Raw genomic sequence first — 19,488 nt, forward strand, 5'->3', positions numbered from 1 at the left:
TTTCAGAACACTTTCTCATTTATTTATTAATATATATGATTAGAGATTTAATCTCATAAGCAATAAATATGACCGCTTTAAAAAAAATAATAACACTCCATGATGACGATCTTTTTGAAGTTGAACTTAACGGTAATACTCTTCAAGCTAAAACTGCAGTTATTTTTGTACACGGCTTTGGCGTAAAACGTCAATCCAGAGGATTGTTTGTAGATATAGAATCTATCTGTCTTGATACTATGCTTTCAGTGCGAGCTGAGTATTCACACGTGTTAAATGACCGATGCATTGCTTTACCTTTTCAGATTCAGCGCCAACGCTTAAATAAAATTATCCACTATATTCAGGATCATTATAATATCGATAACTTCATTTTTGTTGGTCATTCCCAAGGTTGTATTACTATTGCTCTCGAGCGCCCCCATAATGCATTAATCCTATTGTTGGCTCCGCCACTTTTCTCTCCTTTTGAAGAATTTATTAATACGAAAGGATGGAAAAATCCAGGCTCACATCTAAATATTCAAGGCAACTCTCGTTTAGTTCGTTCCGATCTAATTATTGAAGTTCCTACGCATTTTTGGTCTGAATTCAAAACCATTGATGCACAATCATTATACAGCGATCTTGCTAAACACAATGATGTTCGTATTGTCTTTGCTGAAAATGATCAAGTTCTGGGAAATCAACAGCCAATCGGTCATATCCCAACCTATAGCATCAAAGAAGCTAATCATGATTTTTCTTCAATACCTCGTGTGAAATTATTGCAATTGATTTCAAAACTAATCTTGGATAGAATCTGATCTAATTTTTATAGTTGCAATCGATCTAAGCTTAGGTGATTAAAAGAAAAACAAAACGAACTGACGTAATGGATTTATGGATGGTGGTTCTTTGGTTTTCGTCTTTCTAATCCATACTTGCTAGGTGTTTCGGTGTTTCTGACTTTTTTCAGCGTTTCACCACCCTCTTATTTGTTGCAGTCTAATTTACACTTACTTTATCGTTTACTATCTACAAAATGTTCCATAGGCTGCAATAATGGATCTATTGGCTATAATATATCGATATCTGTCACAAAAATCTTGCGGATGACTATGCCAAAAGAAACAGACCCTCCTATTCTAGCCATTAGCTCAGCACCAAAAACAGAGTCTGGTGCAATTGATTTAACAAAAGCCCAACATATTGCAGAGGGCGGGACTCATGTGCTTTATCGATTTCCAGACGCTCCTTTTGTTATTAAATTAATGAAGCAAAATCCTAGCCCACAAGAGCTTGACGAGTTAGAGAGGAAGTATGCTGTCTTATATGATTCTTTTGATAAAGATGGGAAACAACGATGTATTCGAGAACAACATATAACCCATCAAGTACTACTTCCTGGAAAAGAACCTCAAAACGCGGCTTTATCATTGGTTCCATATGAACAGTGCTTTAAAGCTAAAGTTAAATTTGATTTTAAAATAGAACCTGCTGAACTCGATCCTTACTTAATGGAGCACAACAAGGAATTGTTCGATAAAGCAAATAAAGCGCTTACTCATAAAGAGGTAGATGAATCTGATTTTGATCTTAATAATTATGCAATTATTGACGAAAGAATTGGTGCTATTTTGCAACGCTTGGATGACGACCCCAAGCTCAGAGACACTATGATTGAATTTCTAAATCATTATCGTGATTTTTATCAAAAGACAGATATCATCCTCGATGCCATGGGTTTTGAAAACATCCTTTTTTTTAAAGACGAAACTGGTGATTGGCAATTTAAAGTTGGGAGCGCTATCAAACATGACACTGGAAAATATACAAATGAATTGTTTGATACAATGCACACAGGAAAAGTGGATTTAAATGAGTTTGTTAATTTTACTCATGCATATTTTTCACCAGCAAACATTAGGGCTGTTAATGTATGTGCGATGAAACTTGGTTTAGAGCCTGTTATTGATAATGTAACCATCGATTCAGAAGATTTACTTGCAATATCCCAAAAATTATCAATAGGAGAGCGAATGCTTGCCTACGCACGACATGGTGATTTTGAAAAAATGGAGCAAATACTCCAGGAAAATAAAGAACAGCTTAGTTTTAATATTAGGGATTTCTGGGCATATTCTCAAATCGCTGATGAATATATCAAGCATGGGCAGCCTCCACTAGCACTTAAAAATTATCTCGATACTGTGAATAAATTCCCTGTCGTTTTACCGGAGCCTCCAAACGAGGAGATTGTAAAACGAATACAAGATTCAAAAACAGACATGATAGATCGTAGAAATATGCACGATAAAAAAATAATGCTTCATCAAGAACTAAAAGCTGTCATACATAGAACAAACGCTCACAATGATAAAGAACAAACTGTCGCAGTGGCTAGGGATCAAAAACATAAAGAAATACCTGAATCAACACATATAGATGCGGTCGATAAACCTACAGAATCACATATTTCACAAAAAATGACAAAACAGTACAGAGATAAAACGCAAGAAATAAGGAAATCTGATCCAGGGTATATGGCTCCTACAGAATCCTCTATAGCAAAAGAAAGAGAAAAATATACTCCCTTTTCAACGACTCCAAAACCACCATGGAAAGCATAATATAAATTTACTTTATTGTTAGCGCTCTGTTTAAATATTATACCAATTGTTGGCCTTTCTCTGAAATCCCACTTTTTGCAGTTCTTTCAGTATCTAAGAGAAGGATGGCGAACTTTTTGTTTCTAATACCTCTTCAGCTGCCGAAGGTTTTACCTCCTCACATCTAGCATTGCCCACAGCTTCTCGAAATCGTTGATTTAAATCCCGAGCGGATTCTAAATTAACTACTTCTTGTGTTTCATGCACAGGCACATCAACCCTATCAGTATGTTGTCCCTGTTGAGCAGGCTGATGGCCTGACAATTCTAAAATAGCTGCAAAAAATGAAGAGTGCTCTCGAGATTCTGGTAAAGACTGTTCAAATAAAAATTTCGGATCGCTATGGATAAAATGGATGGTCACTTGGTCTCCCTTAATAGTTATTTTGAAATCTTGATTCTTTTCAGGTAAAAAATCAGTCTCTGAGATTCGCACCAATTTTATTTCCCTATCGAATTCCTTGCATATTAAACCGCCATCTTTGCTGTATATTTCTCGCTTCTCACCGAATGGATTCTTATATACTCCCGCAAATGTTTCCAATGGCTGGGAGAATTCTTTCTTATTGTGCTTGAATTTCTGTACCAAATCGAACCATTCCAAACGCTTTTTGGTTGTGTCATCGGGTAATGACACAACCGCTGCGGCAAAGCAACTTCTAGCCTTTTCAAGGTCTTTAATGCCACCCTGATTTTCCGCGATCATCCCTTCCAGGGTTTCTTTCCATCCTGGCTTATCACTTTGGGGATATTGAGGCATTTTTTCAAATAATGCTTGTGTCTCACCAATAGGCGCTAAATCAGGAGAACTCAATATTTGAGTTGCAATACTCATCCCCTGTTCAGAATTTGTAAAGAATGCCGCACCTTTCTTATCTGTGACATTGATAGCCATAAAAGCTCGTGTATTAAGGTTTTCACCATATTGATAAGCCATTACCTTATTATCTGTATTTTTATATATATGCCAGCCTAGGCCGCAGGTTTCCGTAATGCTGTAAACCCTTGTTGGCACAAGTTTCTGACTAAACACCTTGATTTCTGTTTGTGTAGATTCGTCTATTTCACGTTTTAAGTCATTAAACTCCGTTTTGCTGAAAGAAACACGCTTATAATTATCATCTGTTGCATTCTTGAGGTATTTTGGAGTGTTATCAGCTTTGCTTAGGCGCTTGAACTCTTCAGGTGTCAAATCTGAAAGTGCGAAACTCGTTTCAAACTCAAATGCTTGTTGGAAAGTAGGATCGTCCATATTTTTTAACCAGGCAGTCATGAATTTTGAAAAATCTTCGGCCGTTGTAAGTAGTGAACCGGCGGCATTAAGATGAGGGGTATGACCTGCTTTTGATGTTATTTCCAAGATATCGCGTTTGAATGAAAGATTATTAAGTTTAATTGCCAGGTTTGTTAAATCAATTTCTGGAGGCAAGGACGTTGGCTCACTCATTCCTTTTACATAGTATTTACGGAGATTTTCAGATAAATAAATTGTACCATTTTCAGACTGTTTGAGATCAGACAATGATGACATCAACTCAAGATCATACCTAAGGTTTGGGATGCTCTCATAGATTGATGTCGGTTCTCCTAACTCAGTATGAACTGATACAATATTGGTCCTGCTATCTGGTTGCGATAAAAACGTAGAGTGTTCCATTTTTAAAGGCGCAAAGACATACTTATGAGCCAAGGTTTCTAAATCTTTGCCTGTTTTTGTTTCAATGGCTTTTTGTAAGTAAAGAAAAGCTTCACCTGAATAAGAATATCCCTTGCCTAGAGCTAATTTATTATCAAAGGATAGTGGAGAAGATAAATCTGACCCTGACCCAAAATTGGGCAATCCAGTAGTGTGTGACAATACATGTCTGGCTGTTAATTGCATAGCTTTCTCAGGATAGGCACCGTTTACCTTTAATCTTTCATATTCCCGTTCTTTCTGTTGCATTATAGGAAGTAATGGTTCATCTAAATCGATTTGCTTATCCTTGACCAACTGTAACACTAAATATGTAAATACAATTTTACTAAGTGAAGATGCTGGAAATTGAGTATCATTATCTACTTCATCCTGACCAGCATTTGTAGTTTTTCCAACAGCGAGTGAAGTGCTTGCAAATTCATGCCCGCTTCCTTCTTTGGGTTCGACATAAGCATAACTTACGCCTGGAATATGAGCAGGCTCAGCTATATTTTTTAATTTATCTTTGGATGGTGTAGGCATAATATGGAAATAGCTCTAAAGATATATTCATTATAGGGCATAGCTTTCTACTGGATTGATATCTTCATATGGCAAAGTAAAATTTTGCTTAACCACACGCGAATGCCACGGGACTGCCTAATTTGCTAATACTCCTGCACTCAGGATGGACATTTACTGTACTTCACCACCCATAGACATTCCACTTTTTTTCATCTCATCCCGATGTTTTATAAGATAATCTATTTACTCTAATAACGACGAGCTTATGGGACTCCACTTTAATGCCTCAGGCTTTTTCTTCTCGCTTTAGCGAGCACAGGATAACTTTCAAGTTCAATTAAGTTCATTTAATAACACCCTCAAAATTCCATTGACTCTAGCAATCAAACACGCAAATATAAATCACAAATTAAACAATATGTTTAATTATTTTATATCTATTGATACTGATTGATATCAGATGTAACAACAAAAAAGATGGATTTAATATGGATTTTTTATTTATAAACTCCCAGGAATTATCGGCATTAGCTGGTCTTCCTTATGTTCAACAAGTCGCTTATTTGACTGGCATAAGACCTTATATGGATCGTAAAACCTTCATTGTTGGTGGGGTTAAACGGCGAATAAGTTATCAGTCATTATCTGAAGCTCTTTATGTTGAACCGCATCAAGGCATTACCAACTCTGGCAGTCCAAGTCGACAACAATTACGCAGGATTATTAAAGGTCTTGAAAAAGCAGGATTAATTCAGATTCAGTCTGCTGATATGCACCTCATTTTAAAGTGTCTTTTAGCCAATTCAGATATTCCTGACCAAAATAAACCCGACACAAAGCCGACACAGCAATCAGGCACAGTAAACCAGAGAAAAAATAACGATATTTCAGGTTATTACAATCAACAATCAGCAAAAACCCAACACAGGTGGAATTGTAAAACCCGACACACCTCATAACTCAGATCTTGATCTTGTTTGTTTAGGCGAACAATTTGAAAAATTTTGGGAAAGTTATCCACAACCCGCAGACAAACTTAAAACCTGGAATGCATTTCTTAAAGTTAATCTTGACAAGGCTTTATTCGCCAAAATGATGAATGCCCTTAAACAACAAATCGTTGCCCATCAGCAACTACAGAAGCAAGGAGAATGGGTTCCCAATTGGAAGTACCCTGCCAATTGGTTAGCTCAGGAAAGCTGGAATCAGGTTCTAACAGTACAAACAACAAAGGAGTCAGCAATAAATGAAAAGAGCCAACGAAGTCATACACCAAAAAATACTTTCGATGTCTTCTGGGCATCCTGCGGTCAAGGAGCCCACCTCGACTTCGATGACATCAAAGCAATTCAGTAAGAGAGATAACATGAACACTAGCTCACAAACGTCATCAACTTACGATTTGCGAATAGATATTTTATTCACTCGCCTTGGCGCTATCTATGGGCAGCTTTGGTGGAACAACTATAGAACTGAAGAGTTGCTATTACTAGCCAAACAGGAATGGTCCGAAGGCCTAAAGCGATTTGATAATCAAATTTTTAAAGATGTATTGGTGGTATATCGCGAACAAAAAAACTACCCCCCTTCACTACCTCAGTTTGCTGAAAGTTGTAGAGCCACACAGGCACGCAGAGTACCAATACCTGAAAGAATGCGAGAGGAAAGACGCCCATCTAGTCTCGAAACTGCAAAACTGCACCTCGCTGCCATGAAGCAGATGCTGAAAAATTAATAATAACCGGAGCTATACCATGCTAGTACTTACACGCCGTGTTGGAGAGCAAATCTTCATCGATAAAGGTCAAATCAAAATCAAGGTTTTATTTGTTCGTAATGGGAATATCGCCCTTGGGATTCAAGCACCTTCACAGATAGACGTGGACCGTGAAGAAATTTATTACCGTAAACAAGATAACCACGAAAACATTCCCGTTGAGTCCAATTAACCAGAAAAGCCGGGCATAAAGCTTGGCTGGAGTTTGCCATGTTGAAATTATCATTTGTTACTTCTTTAGCCTTGGTTGCACTAACAACCCAGGCAGCAAATGTTACACAAATTAACCGCTATGCCACCGTTGCTAATAAGCCACTGGCTGCCCAGGTAAACCCCTTACTAGCGGTACAACAAATTCATTTTCCTCAAGAAGTTAAAACCATAGGTCAGGCCATTGAATGGTGGCTTCGATATTCAGGTTTTACATTAGTCGCTAAAGAAAAGCAGTCTGAGAGTCTGCAAGCGGTTATGTCTCAATCCTTACCTCAGATTGACAGAAACCTAGGGCCACTAACTGTCAAAGACGGCCTAGAGGTCCTTGTTGGCCAACAAGCCTTTACTCTGATTGAAGACTCCTTGCTGCGACAGGTGAATTTTCAATTAAAACCAATTGTTAAGCCAAGGAGTAAATAATGATTACTTGTCCCTTAATTACAAAATATATAAGTATCGCAAGTTTGGGGATAGCGCTCGGCTGCAGATCTGTTTTTACACATGCTGAGCTATAAGAGTCTTGAAACTATATTTTTTGTGAGTAGATCTGTAAGTGAGTAATACTAGTGATGTAATAAAGTCAAAAAAGTAAAGGATTAGAAATGACAGGTATTTTAGATAGTTGAAGAGTCAAGCATAAGATTTAGCAGTTGAATCTTTATTGATGCAAACTTTATTGTCCTATTTTGATACAAAGCTCATGTTTAAACGCTACCGTTTTGCTGAATGCCGATCACCAAAGAAAACAAAATAGATAATTAAGTTGCCGCTTAATCATATGCATACTAGACATTACTATTAGCCTCAAACAGAATAATAGCTGCATTATTATTCATTCCATTTGAGGCTTTCTTACTATTCTAATTAGAATCTAGAAATTGATTTTGATAAATTATCTAATTCTAAATCCTCTTCTTCAACTGCCGGTAGTTTACCCTGGGCAATTGAGCTTAACTTTTTCGCAGGAATTTTAGAAACATCTTCTTTAATCACTTTCAAAGTATCTTTTTCTTGCTCTTCTTCAGTATATGGCTTTTGGCCTGGTAATAACGCAGCAGCTCCTGCTTGCGCAAATAATCCTTGTTTTGCTAATTTATCTGCCTTACGCTGATTTTTTTGATGGACAAGGGCCCCTTGAACCAACGACTCAACATCAATTTGATTAATTAAAATACATATCTTGGCAGCTAAAATAGCTGAAATTAAAGATTTCTCATGGGAGTCTGTCGTTGCAAAAGAAATCTGTTGTTCAGCAACCGCATTACTCACCTGGGGTGTTGGAGCGGGCAACATTTTTTTCTTTTTTGACTTCTTATGACTATCTTCTAACATCAGAGAGGCGCTAACAGATGGTTCAATAGCCAGGCCCTTCTGTGTAAAACTCTCAATTTTTAGAGGTTCATAGGCAGGCAACTGATATGAAATACCTAATTTATCTTTCTTAATCTCATCGTAACTAATAACTACTTCTGCATCCGGGTTTAGTAGACGGCTGAGTATACAATGGGTTAGATTATATGCGATAAACTCTTGCATATTGAGGCTAGAATTTGAAAGGTATATGCCTGCTTTTTTAAATCCTTTCTCTATTTTAGGTGCTAAATCATTAAGCGCTTTTTTATAAAACTGGTTGCGATTAAAATCATAGCCAAATACATCGTTTGGATTCCAGTGATCTAAGTCATAAGATTTATGTTTAAAAAGTGCCAAACCTTTTTCTTGTATGTTATCTAAGCAGAGCTCAGCAATTTCTCGCGAAATTGTTCCTGACATTACGTTTCCCATATATACCTTCTTAATAGTAAATAATGAAATGTGTAGCGAAAGCATTTTATCATAATCCGCCTGGAATGAACAATTAATGACCAGTGAATATTAATTTAATCGATTGAAAATGTAATTCATTCAGCGTTGAGCCTATAGCTTAGAAGTTTTTGAAATAAACGAAAAAGTTTTAGTGCCTAAACAAGAGGCTCGTGATTTTGAAAGTGTAGCCAAGAATTTTTATTTTGGAAGGATGACTCGTTATAACCCTTACTGGGGTTGGTCGGGACGGAAGGATTTGAACCTTCGACCACTAGCACCCCATTCTTAAAAAGACCGTTTTCAAACGGTATCATTTGATATCAAATAGTAAAACTAACTCATTGTATTTTATATATTTTCACCATGTGCTATACTTCAAAAAATATCAAACGATTTCATGTGAGATCTCACGAAAGTACACCTAGAAGTACACCTAATTTTTTGCAAGGTGCAATGATGGAAAGACAATTTACAGACGCCTATATTCGATCGCTAAAACCAAGATCTGCTCGCTACGAAGAGTTCAGAGATGGCGGTTTTGGCATCCGTGTCACCCCCAAAGGGCTAAAGACATTTCTTTATCGTTACAGAATCAACGGCCAAAGACATTTCATAACCATAGGTCACTACCCTGCTATAAGTTTATCGGAGGCGAAGAAACGTTTTATCGACTTAAGCGACATGCGTCATGGAGAAGTGAATCCCAAAGAACATATTGAAGAGCAAAAACAGAAAGACCAAAGCACGGTAAAAAATCTGATACTCCACTGGTACGCCAACTACATTGAAAAGCACCGCGCTCAACCGCTGCAAATCTGGCAACACATCAAGGTGGATATTATTCCCCTGTTGGGCAATAAAAAACTCGAACATTTAAAAACTCGTGAGATCACCCAAGCCCTAGATAAAATTGTAGGCCGTGGCTCACCTGTTCATGCCAATAAAGTACTAAGCACACTAAAGCAAGCCTTTAACTACGCAGTAAGCCGAGGCGAAATGCTGCTTAACCCTGCCATGACCATACGTGCCAGAGACATAGGCGGCATAGAAAAACCCAGAGAACGCTATTTAACCCTAGATGAAGTAAAAACACTATGGCAATTCCTCGACAGCGAAGAACACGGAACCTCCTTCCAGATCAGAGCAGCCCTAAAAATCATCCTGTTAACAGGTGTTAGAACAGGAGAAATCCGAGTAGCCAAATGGTCAGAATTCGATTTTGAAAACTCCTTGTGGACTATCCCAGCCGAAAATACCAAAACCAACATTGTCATGAGAATCCACCTCACAGAAATGACCAAAAAAGTATTGAGAGAACTCAAAGCTCACAGCAATTCAGAATACGTCATTACAGGCGCAGACGGCCAAAGCATTTTATCCGACCGAGCTATGCCAAGAGCAGTAATCAGAATACAATCACGAGTCGGCATCCCCCACTGGACAGCCCACGACTTAAGACGAACCTTTGCAACCCAGCTTGGTGAGGCTTTGCATGTTGATCCGGTGGTAATTGAGAAATGCCTTGGACATAAAATGCCGAAAATCATGGCCACTTATAACAAGAATGAAATGTTGCCTCAAAGAAAAGAGGCATTGGAACGATGGAGCCAACACCTTGAATATTTATCTCAAGACAATGTAGTACCAATTTTACTGAATAAGTACTAACACGGTTTATTTCTCAGTAGGTGACGTATTGTCACCTACTGAGATCTATCAATTTTTAAAGTACGAATTAAAAACGAAGATCATCCAAAGGATGGGGACAAATAATCCCTAGCCATACACTAGAAATTTGAATTAGTGCAACTATAGTGGTACAATTATAATGAATAGAGATATTGAATATATCGCCTATCAAGGTGAGAAATTTACGATTGAATGGTACTTTGATGAAAAAAAGCATAGCCAATCTCAAGAATACTATTGCTCTTTGACTAAAGACGAACGTATTCAGTTGTTAAAGCTCTTAAAGAGAATGGGTGATGCTGGTGTCATTCACGATAAAACTAAGTTTAGAAATGAAGGAGACAAAATTTACGCCTTCAAACCTAAGCCAGATAGATTTTTATGTTTCTTTTTTGAAGACAGAAAAATAATTTTAACTAATGCCTTCAGAAAGAAGCAGGATAAGTTACCTTTAACCGAAAAGGAAAAAGCCTTGAAGGTTATGGATCAATATACCAGTAGAGTAAAAAGAGGTGATTATTATGACTAAGAAACATTTATCTACTTTTGAACGAGAAATGCAAGACCCTCTTTTTCGCGAACAATTTGAAAAAGAATATGATGAATTTCTATTATCTGAAATCATCAAAGCACTTATGAAGAATGGTAAAATGACTGTGCGAAAACTAGCCGAAAAAGTAGGACTGTCCCCAACTGTAATTCAAAAAATTCGTTCCGGCGAACAAGAAGATGTAAAACTTAGTAACTTTCTCAACATCTCTCACACTTGCGGTTTTAAAGTAGTTTTAGAAAAAGGTGATGACAAGTATTACCTATAACACACTGACTGAGCAGATGTTTCCAGTTTGTAAACATTTAAAAATAAAACATAGTAGTAACTTTTCATACACAGCAATCAAAAAATACATATGTTCCAAAATGGAACATATGCTCTTTTATAAAAAGGTAATTCAAAATGCTGGTTCGCGTAAATTATTTATTTGGCGTTTGCCAAGTATAAAAAAATAAATAAGTAATAAAACAAATAAAAAAAGTAATAATATCAGAAATAAATTATTTAAAAGCTATATAAATCAATTAATTAAATTTAATTAAACTCTTTATAAAAAGTATAAAAAGATGAAGCAACAAGTAATAACTATGATTTTAAACGCACTGCTGTAGAGAGCACCCGAAGAATTGTATCTAAAACAACATCAAGCCGTTTACTAACATCTTCGGCGAGAAAACGCAAAACCATATATCCATGCTCCTGAAGTAACAAATCCTTGCGCCTGTCAGTACGATAGGCTTCTTTGGATGAAAGATGCTGAACCCCATCAATTTCAATAGCAACCCTCGCATCAAGGCAAATCAGATCCACTTCCATCCCACCTAGTCCGTCAAATGGGATAGTTAGCACATGATTTAATTGAAATCTCCCTTTGGTTTCCGGTAATGTTTCCAAACGACAAAACAAGAAAGCCTCAATGAGGCTACGAGCGCGATCAATTTGATCAGACTCCAACATCGCAACATCCGAGAATAATTGCGCTAATGAATTATCAATACCATCTGAAACCAAACGTCTAATGGTACTGCCATAATCATTTTTCCAAAGGGGTTCAACAGGTAGAACAACGTCCGATGGCCATCCTGGATAAGCACTTGCAGGTTGTATTATTTTATAGCCAACAGATTCATAAGCACTAGATCTTCGTTGGAACATACGCTCTAGCATAGGCACAGCGAAATCAGCATAATCATATACATGTACTTCCTTTTTTGTATCATGTAATCGATGCAGGCGACCAACATATTGTGCAATCGTTCCTTTCCAGGAAATAGGTAATGTCAAAAACAAAGTATCTAATCGCGCATCATCAAATCCTTCACCAACAAATCTCCCTGTTGCAAGTACAACACGCTCTTCGTTTAATGGGATAGATGTTAACTGCGAAACAGCTTGTTTCATTTCTTTAGCGCCGAGGCCACCTTTCAGCACAATTAAATGATGAACTTCTGAGCTTAATTGCTGATGAAGGATATCAAGATGTTCATTTCGTTCCGTTAAAATAATAGGCGAACGTCCTTTTTTAACGGCATGAATCACATCATTACAAATCATTTGATTGCGATAATCATCATGCATTAATTCTTCATATAAATCCTGAAATTGAATGCGCAAGTTTTCATGGATTTGCTTGTAAGGACGAAAACTTGTTGGACGCACAAAAACATAATGTTCAAAAGGTCTAACAATGGCTTGTGCTTTAGCATCCACTCGATGAAGAATAGGACCACAGCGCATCATAATAATAGGATGACGACCATCTTTACGAACAAGCGTGGCTGATAATCCTGTAATAAATTTAGCTTTGACTTGCCGAATTATATCGTCAAAACTTACTGACGGGATATGGTGGCATTCATCGACAATTACATAACCATATTGAGAAATCATACCCTCAATGTCAGTATGCTTGGTGAGACTTTGAATCAGGGCAATATCAATAAATCCTGTAATTTTCTTTCCCCCCCCACCAAAGCGGCCAATTTTTTTAGCAGGAAGCCCAAGAAAGGTTTGTAATCGCTCTACCCATTGATCTTGCAGTTGTTTCGTATGAACTACTATTAAGGTGTTAGTTTTTCTCTTGGCAATCATCCAGGCAGCAACAACTGTTTTACCGAATGCCGTCGTTGCAGACAGTACACCAATATCTGATTTAATTAATGCATCCACGGCAATTTGTTGTTCAGGTCTAAGCTCACCACAAAATTGAATATCTAATGGCTCACCCGCAAACAATTCTTCTTGGATGGTGTATTTAATTTTTAGCTCACGCAGCAATTTCGTAATATCATCAAAACATCCCCGAGGTAGCCCAATATGGTGCGAGTAATCACGAGCACACCCAATGATACGAGGCTTTTCATAGACTGGTAATCGCATAGCTTGAGCTTTATAGAAATCAGGATTTTGAAAGGCAGCAATACGAATCAGTCTATTTAATAATGGCGATGGCAATGATTCCTTTTCAATAAAAATCTCATTACTGATGACCAAGTGTATCTTTTTTGGTAATGTATCAATGATTGGCAATGGTACTGGTGGTTTCCAAGGCGTTCTATTTTCTTCTTCAGTAATTTCTAATCGAATACCAACAACACGTCCTTTAGTCTCTGCCTCATTTACTAATTGTTCTATTTCAAAACGAGTTATTTTCTTAATACCTGCAAGATAAGCCCATTGATCTTCAATAATTTGTAATTGTTCATCAATAAATACACTATTACCGGTATGTCGTGCTGCTTTTTGTAGAGGTAAAGCAATTAGGTTGCCAAAACCACCTCGGGGTAGAGTATCTTGATTGGGAAAAAATCGATCGTATGAATCCAAGCCAACTTCAGGATTAGACTCCATGGCCTCTGTTAAAATTGAAGCACCTAATTTTCTTGCTAGTGCTGCGGGGATTGATTCCTCAAAAAACAGCCAAACATGTGCGCCATTACCAGAGCGAGAACGCTCAAGTACTGCTGGCAAGTTTTTTTGATGACAGGTTTTCAAAAAAGCAACAGCATCCTGCTCCCAAGTTGCTTTGTCAAAATCAGCTGCAAGAAAATAACAGGTTTCATCCAATAACATAGGATAAATACCCATCACAAAATCCTGGCCTTTATTGTCATATCCTTGCAAATGCCAATATATAACCTCATCGTCTATGGGAATGAATTGTCGATGTTGGCAATCCATGCACTTGATGCGTGGTTTTTGGCAGACATTTCTAACCCATTCATTTTTACAAGCAGGCGCATATCCAGATTTATGTGTTTTTCTATTTTGAAACCGGCGAGGATAGACATCAGAACGCCCTCGAAAGAGAGATTGAAATAATGCGATTTTTTCTGCGGTTGAAGAATGTTGGGTAATCATAAATATCAGCTGGTTGGAAGCTGGTTAAGTATACCTTATAATTGGCATAAAGAATAAAAGTCATCCTTAAAGAAGAGCTAGTGACATTTTGCCACAAAAGTATGTTCTTTATCGTTTTACCTCTAATTTTATTCAAATCGAAAATTTATCACCCAAAACATTGTTGTTTGTTTTGTGCATGCTATAATATTAAAAAGCACTTTTTTATATAAATTATAAATAAATGTTATATATCATATGGATATAAAATAAATTAAATAATTTGATGTAATGTTTTTTATATAAAATATATTACATAGGCTAATCATGAAATCGACGAGCGACAGCATTTTAAGGCGAATCAGAGCGAAACAACGCGGTTGGGTTTTCACGCCTAAAGATTTTCTTGATATAGCGCCTCGCAATACAGTAGGTGTGACTTTACACAGGCTGGTTGAAAAAGGTGTTATCAGGAAAATTGGGCATGGGATATATGATTTTCCTGTCAAACATTCAAAACTCGGAACTTTATCAGCAAACCCAGATGCAATAGCAAGAGCGATTGCATCAAAAAAAGGTGATACTATTCAACCCGGTGGTGCTCAATTAGCTAATCAGCTTGGCTTTGATGATCAAGTATCAGCTACCCCGTCTTATATTGTTTCTGGTATCTCCCGACAAAAAACCATAGCGAACTATCCAATAAAATTTAGTCATTCAAAATTTATGAATAATATACCTTTAAATCCCAATGTGATTAAGGTACTTAATGCATTAAACCATATTGGAAAGAATCATATTACTGAAGACATGGTGCAGAAAAGTAAACAAATATTGTCGCAAAGAGATAAAGCCCAACTAAAAAAAATATTAAATCAGCTACCAGACTGGATGATTTACGTTGTTTTAAAAATCATAGGAAAATGATAATGCAAGATCTATTGGAATTTAGCCCTAAAGAGCGCCAACAAGCTTTTGAAGAAGCCACTGCTCGTTCCACAACAATTAAGAACCCAATTATAATTGAGAAGGATTTTTGGGTATGCTGGACTCTAGATCATATTTTCTCTAATAAAGACCTATCTCCTCATGTGATTTTTAAAGGAGGGACTTCACTTTCAAAATGTTACAACATCATTGACCGCTTTTCAGAAGATATTGATTTAACGTTCAGCAAAGAATATATGGGCATAGACGATGAAAATGATCCTGCAAGTTGTAATTCACGAAAACAGAGAGATAAGCGGCTTGAAGAGTTGAGCAAGACAGTCAAAAACAAAATTAGCGGGGAGATTAAGCCCATATTACAAACTGAATTTAGCAAGAGTCTTTCCGAATATGTTGATGATTCTGAGTGGCGATTGGAGCCAGATGAACATGATGAGCAAAGTCTGATATTTCATTACCCCAATAGCGTTCCTAAAAAAGATAATGAATATATTCAATCAGCCATAAAGCTGGAGTTTGGTGCCCAAGGGGGTATAAGTCCGTGTGAAAATAAAAGTGTTACTTCTTATTGTCATCAGCTACTACCCGAACTTAGAGGCAAAGCGCCAGAAGTTACTGTCCGTACTTTATTAGCTAAACGAACTTACTGGGAAAAGATCACGTTACTACACGCGGAATACCACCGTTCTCCAGATAAATTACTTCCTTATCGACTCTTTCGACATTATTACGATATTGTTATGTTAGATCACAAAAATCTAACCCAAGAAGCATTAGAAGATATTGCATTGCTAGAAGACGTTAGAAAGAATATATCAATTTATTTCCCTGCAAAATGGGCGAATTATGATAAAGGAGTCATTGGTTCATTGCGTCTATATCCTAATAAACTATTTATAGAGCAATTAAAAGCAGATCATAGCAAGATGGTTGATATGTTCTTTGGTAAAACCCCCGATTTTGATGAAACCTTAGAACACATAAAACGAATTGAGAAAATGGTTAACAAAACCGAGTAGTATAAAATAAGAAAGGAATATCCTCTAAAAAAGAAGGAAATACCATGAATACTAAAGTTGAACCCATACTCCTCTACGAAGGACTTGGTTTTCCTATTGAATTAGAAAATGTAGAAATGATTAATATCAATAACGAATGGCATCCCCAAATTGATGTCCGCTACGTGGCTGATGAAATAATCAAAAAATTGGCTACCCAAGCAGAAAGATTAACTGGTAATCAAGTTAAATTCATTCGTACTTATTTTTCCATGCCTCTACGTGAGTTTGGTGAAACCGTGGTTCATGAACCGCACACCGATGTCAGCGAATGGGAAAAATGTGGGGATGAAAAAACCAGTATGAATGAAAATACTGAGCAAGTGTTACGGATTTACATTATCGAACAAACACAGACCAAAACCTAAGTTGAACAAAAGAATTTCCATTCAAACTTCAAAAGAAGCCAAATATTTGTGAATACCGAATGCAAAAAGCCCAAGCCGATTCAATTAATTCATTGCGTATAACTGCTCCCCCCAATCTAAATTTATTTAAAATTTATCTTCCATCTCAAAATCAGACAAAGTCTTACCATTTATTTAAATTTGGTAAGACTTTGTCTGATTTTGATTAAATTAAACCGTGACAATTTGTCACAGTTTGAAAATAACTTCATATATATTCAATCAATAACAGGTAGAAAAAACCTTTGACAAATACTCCGATTTAAATAAACATCATCAATAGATGACCATTAAACTAAACTTTCACCACAATTTTTTTAACTCCCCAAATCAATGAGCCTAAATCCGTCCAAAACAAGGCCGACCTTAACCCGACACATCATCCCGACACAAACCCGACATAGCAAGATCCAATAGTAGCAAGGAGAAAAAACCTGTCGAATCTAAAAACCAGACAATGCAAAGTTCTCTAGGCCGACCCACCTCATAACTCCAAAATCTGTTTTTTATGTGTTTACGCGCGCGAGGAAAAAATTTTTAAACAATTTTGAACAAAAATAACCAATTACCAATGCAAAAACTTCTCAAAAAAAAAATATAAGGTTCATTTAATATCATTTGCTATCAAACCCATTTCCCCTATTGACACTCTCAACCAATTTCCTAGAATGAATCAAGTTTAATGCATCTTGGTTATCTAAATGTCATCGATTGATAGTATTTGATATCAATTGAAATCAAAATACAGGGTTAAAATAGGAGTAAAAATGGATTTCTTATTCGTCACCACCTACGAACTGGACGCACTAAGCGAAATCCCTCTCATGCAAAGAGTGGTCTATCTCATGGGCATCCGCCCCTACATGGACAGAAAAACGTTCATAGTCGGCATTAAACGCAAAATCAGTTACCAGTCACTGAGAGAAACACTTTATGTCGCGCCCATCAAAGGCGTAAAAACAGGCTGCCCCAGCCACCAACAAATGAAACGTGTAATAAAATCCCTGGCACGACAAGGCATCATAGAAATTCGCTCTACAACCAAAAACCTCATTGTTAAATGTCTTCTGGCTAACCCATATGAACCTATAGGCTTTGAAAATGAATCACATCCTGAAAAAGGTCCATCACCCCAAGCAGAACAGAATCAATCATTACCATCAGAAAATCTAAAATCAATCAAACCTGGAAAATCAGCCTACTCAAAACTAGACGTCAAAGCTCAGACCAGCAGTAACCTAAAAGATCTATACCAAAAATTCGAACAATTCTGGCAAGTCTACCCCCTCCCTAGCTATAAAAATGAAGCCTGGAAACAATTTCAGCAGATTGATCCTGATGAGAGACTTTTTGTGCAGATCATGGATGAATTAAAAACTCAGTTAACTAAAGTTAAAGGGTCAGGAGCTTATTGGCCGTATCCTGCTAGTTGGTTGGGTCAAAAAAGTTGGCGAAATAATGTCTAATCTCATATTGTCTCTTTCATATGCAACCTACATGCAAAATAAACTACTCACCAATCAAAAGACTTTTTTCTTAATTGTTCTAAAAAATGATTATTCTTAGCATCCATACAATTGTTCTGAACATAATAATCATAGAAAACAATAAACCTGTTTAGGTCTATTAAACTCAGCGACTGTGAAGTAGTGCGCTTAAACTCTATTGTCTTATAGTAAGCCCAAACAAAACTATTCCAATAGACTGGATAACATTTAATATCTAATGAAGAAAGTCCTCTACGGAGTATATTGGCCACATCATTTGGAAATGGATCAATTATAATAACTTGTGCTTTATTTTTTTGAAGATAATCACATATCAAATCATAAGTAACTACATCATAAATTTCATCGAAATTTTTCTTAAAAAAAGAATAGCCAACTATAACAATGTTTTTAAATTTATTGACCTTAAGAATATCAGAAAAAAGTCTATAGCTATCTCGCTTTATTAATAAACTCTCACTTTCTCTTGTTGCAAAGTATAAATCCTTGAAAAAATACCTCCTCAAATCTAAGTCTAATGAAAATGAGAGATACTTCATAATAATTTTTTTTTGTTTAGGTGTAATAGTTCCATGCAAAGTTATTACGTTTAATTTTTTAACGAAAAATTCGGCTAAATTATCATGATTTAAATTAATGATTATGGAAGCTGAATTAACATAATTAAATATTTGATATTCAGGACAAAATTCTGGGTATTCATCTAATGTATAATTTTTAGCACATATATATTCAATAAACTGAGGGTTGGCGTGAATCATTCTTTCTAAATAATCCTGCATATTGTTGTTATCAATAATCAATTTACCATCTTCAGGATTGTTCTTAATGAATTTGCTACCTATTATTTGTAACCTAATTTTCTCCTCTTCCGTATTATCATACTCATCATTTACTAATGGATAAGAATAAATTTTCACTAACTCCTCTTTAGCATCATTCATTAAATCATATCGAGATTTTATATAGGAATACGAAACCCCTGCACCAAGTATAAATAACGATTTGAAGCGAGATATTTCTATTATTTTTTTGAGTAAATTTACCGGATCCAGGCTACATTTAAACATTTACTCAAATTCCATTTCATTGTTATTACAAATTATAGTTTAAAAAAGAAACTCTCTGCGTCACTGCAGAATTATCCTGCAGTGACGCAAACAAACTTACTAAAAATTCAAATTTAAAATCAAACAATTAACAAATAAAATTCAATCCCACACCACAGGATTGAACAAAATATTCCTCCAAAACCTATTGCTCCAAGATCTCGCCTTTGCTAAATTTTTCATAAGCATAACTGATGAGCCTGTGCAACTCAGGCGAAACCTTCGGGT

18 protein-coding genes are annotated in these 19,488 nt (G+C 36.4%); 14 read left to right on the top strand and 4 right to left on the bottom strand.

Translation table 11 applies throughout. From position 1 onward, the window contains the following. Positions 1 to 68: 68 nt before the first annotated feature. Both B1207_RS11620 and B1207_RS11625 read left to right on the top strand, forming a co-directional pair. Positions 69 to 806: an alpha/beta hydrolase gene (locus B1207_RS11620; RefSeq protein WP_112220128.1), complete on the top strand. Its 738-nt coding sequence runs from the start codon at positions 69 to 71 to the stop codon at positions 804 to 806. A gap of 288 nt (positions 807 to 1,094) precedes the next feature. Then, positions 1,095 to 2,612, top strand: coding sequence for a hypothetical protein (locus B1207_RS11625; RefSeq protein ID WP_253255852.1), 1,518 nt, complete (start codon positions 1,095 to 1,097; stop codon positions 2,610 to 2,612). 93 nt (positions 2,613 to 2,705) lie between these two features. On the opposite strand, the gene B1207_RS11630 is transcribed toward B1207_RS11625, so the two are convergent. Then, complete coding sequence (locus B1207_RS11630; protein ID WP_112220129.1) at positions 2,706 to 4,871, bottom strand: serine hydrolase domain-containing protein; 2,166 nt, start codon at positions 4,869 to 4,871, stop codon at positions 2,706 to 2,708. Between the two features lie 470 nt (positions 4,872 to 5,341). Here B1207_RS11630 and B1207_RS16110 point away from each other — a divergent pair, with 470 nt between their 5' ends. The 5 genes from B1207_RS16110 (at position 5,342) to B1207_RS11650 (ending at position 7,263) form a co-directional block, all read left to right on the top strand. Continuing rightward, on the top strand, positions 5,342 to 5,812 hold the full coding sequence (locus B1207_RS16110; protein ID WP_253255853.1) for a hypothetical protein: 471 nt from the start codon (positions 5,342 to 5,344) through the stop codon (positions 5,810 to 5,812). Between the two features lie 133 nt (positions 5,813 to 5,945). Beyond that, on the top strand, positions 5,946 to 6,209 hold the full coding sequence (locus tag B1207_RS16115) for a hypothetical protein (protein WP_253255854.1): 264 nt from the start codon (positions 5,946 to 5,948) through the stop codon (positions 6,207 to 6,209). Positions 6,210 to 6,219: 10 nt separating this feature from the next. Further along, the gene (locus tag B1207_RS11640; protein ID WP_112220192.1) at positions 6,220 to 6,588 is read left to right on the top strand and encodes a Vir protein; all 369 of its coding nucleotides are present in this window, start codon (positions 6,220 to 6,222) and stop codon (positions 6,586 to 6,588) included. 19 nt (positions 6,589 to 6,607) lie between these two features. Continuing rightward, complete coding sequence (locus B1207_RS11645) at positions 6,608 to 6,802, top strand: carbon storage regulator (protein ID WP_112220130.1); 195 nt, start codon at positions 6,608 to 6,610, stop codon at positions 6,800 to 6,802. Positions 6,803 to 6,840: 38 nt separating this feature from the next. After that, positions 6,841 to 7,263, top strand: a complete 423-nt coding sequence (locus B1207_RS11650; RefSeq protein ID WP_112220131.1) for a hypothetical protein — start codon at positions 6,841 to 6,843, stop codon at positions 7,261 to 7,263. A gap of 444 nt (positions 7,264 to 7,707) precedes the next feature. Here the strand turns inward: B1207_RS11650 and B1207_RS11655 are convergent, their stop codons facing one another. Beyond that, complete coding sequence (locus tag B1207_RS11655; RefSeq protein ID WP_112220132.1) at positions 7,708 to 8,616, bottom strand: hypothetical protein; 909 nt, start codon at positions 8,614 to 8,616, stop codon at positions 7,708 to 7,710. A gap of 486 nt (positions 8,617 to 9,102) precedes the next feature. On the opposite strand from B1207_RS11655, the gene B1207_RS11660 reads away from it, so the two are divergent. The 3 genes from B1207_RS11660 (at position 9,103) to B1207_RS11670 (ending at position 11,156) form a co-directional block, all read left to right on the top strand. Beyond that, positions 9,103 to 10,317: a tyrosine-type recombinase/integrase gene (locus B1207_RS11660; protein WP_112220133.1), complete on the top strand. Its 1,215-nt coding sequence runs from the start codon at positions 9,103 to 9,105 to the stop codon at positions 10,315 to 10,317. 160 nt (positions 10,318 to 10,477) lie between these two features. Then, positions 10,478 to 10,867: a type II toxin-antitoxin system RelE/ParE family toxin gene (locus tag B1207_RS11665; RefSeq protein WP_112220134.1), complete on the top strand. Its 390-nt coding sequence runs from the start codon at positions 10,478 to 10,480 to the stop codon at positions 10,865 to 10,867. After that, positions 10,860 to 11,156, top strand: a complete 297-nt coding sequence (locus B1207_RS11670) for an AsnC family protein (protein WP_112220135.1) — start codon at positions 10,860 to 10,862, stop codon at positions 11,154 to 11,156. Before B1207_RS11665 ends, B1207_RS11670 begins: the two co-directional genes overlap by 8 nt. Before the next feature lie 320 nt (positions 11,157 to 11,476). Here B1207_RS11670 and B1207_RS11675 read toward each other — a convergent pair whose 3' ends face one another. Continuing rightward, the gene (locus tag B1207_RS11675; RefSeq protein WP_112220136.1) at positions 11,477 to 14,251 is read right to left on the bottom strand and encodes a TOTE conflict system archaeo-eukaryotic primase domain-containing protein; all 2,775 of its coding nucleotides are present in this window, start codon (positions 14,249 to 14,251) and stop codon (positions 11,477 to 11,479) included. Between the two features lie 306 nt (positions 14,252 to 14,557). On the opposite strand from B1207_RS11675, the gene B1207_RS11680 reads away from it, so the two are divergent. The 4 genes from B1207_RS11680 (at position 14,558) to B1207_RS11695 (ending at position 18,109) form a co-directional block, all read left to right on the top strand. After that, a complete protein-coding gene (locus B1207_RS11680; RefSeq protein WP_112220137.1) occupies positions 14,558 to 15,157 on the top strand; it encodes a DUF6088 family protein in 600 nt (199 codons plus the stop codon). A gap of 2 nt (positions 15,158 to 15,159) precedes the next feature. Continuing rightward, on the top strand, positions 15,160 to 16,197 hold the full coding sequence (locus B1207_RS11685; protein WP_112220138.1) for a nucleotidyl transferase AbiEii/AbiGii toxin family protein: 1,038 nt from the start codon (positions 15,160 to 15,162) through the stop codon (positions 16,195 to 16,197). A 44-nt stretch (positions 16,198 to 16,241) separates the two neighbouring features. Then, on the top strand, positions 16,242 to 16,604 hold the full coding sequence (locus tag B1207_RS11690; RefSeq protein WP_253255855.1) for a hypothetical protein: 363 nt from the start codon (positions 16,242 to 16,244) through the stop codon (positions 16,602 to 16,604). Positions 16,605 to 17,410: 806 nt separating this feature from the next. Beyond that, positions 17,411 to 18,109 carry a Vir protein gene (locus B1207_RS11695; RefSeq protein WP_112220139.1) on the top strand — a complete coding sequence of 233 codons (699 nt, stop codon included), beginning with the start codon at positions 17,411 to 17,413 and terminating at the stop codon, positions 18,107 to 18,109. A gap of 47 nt (positions 18,110 to 18,156) precedes the next feature. Here the strand turns inward: B1207_RS11695 and B1207_RS11700 are convergent, their stop codons facing one another. Further along, a complete protein-coding gene (locus B1207_RS11700) occupies positions 18,157 to 19,221 on the bottom strand; it encodes a hypothetical protein (protein ID WP_112220140.1) in 1,065 nt (354 codons plus the stop codon). Between the last annotated feature and the right edge of the window lie 267 nt (positions 19,222 to 19,488).

The sequence above is a fragment of the Legionella quinlivanii genome, from assembly GCF_003265995.1.
Classification (GTDB): Bacteria; Pseudomonadota; Gammaproteobacteria; order Legionellales; family Legionellaceae; genus Legionella_C; species Legionella_C quinlivanii_A.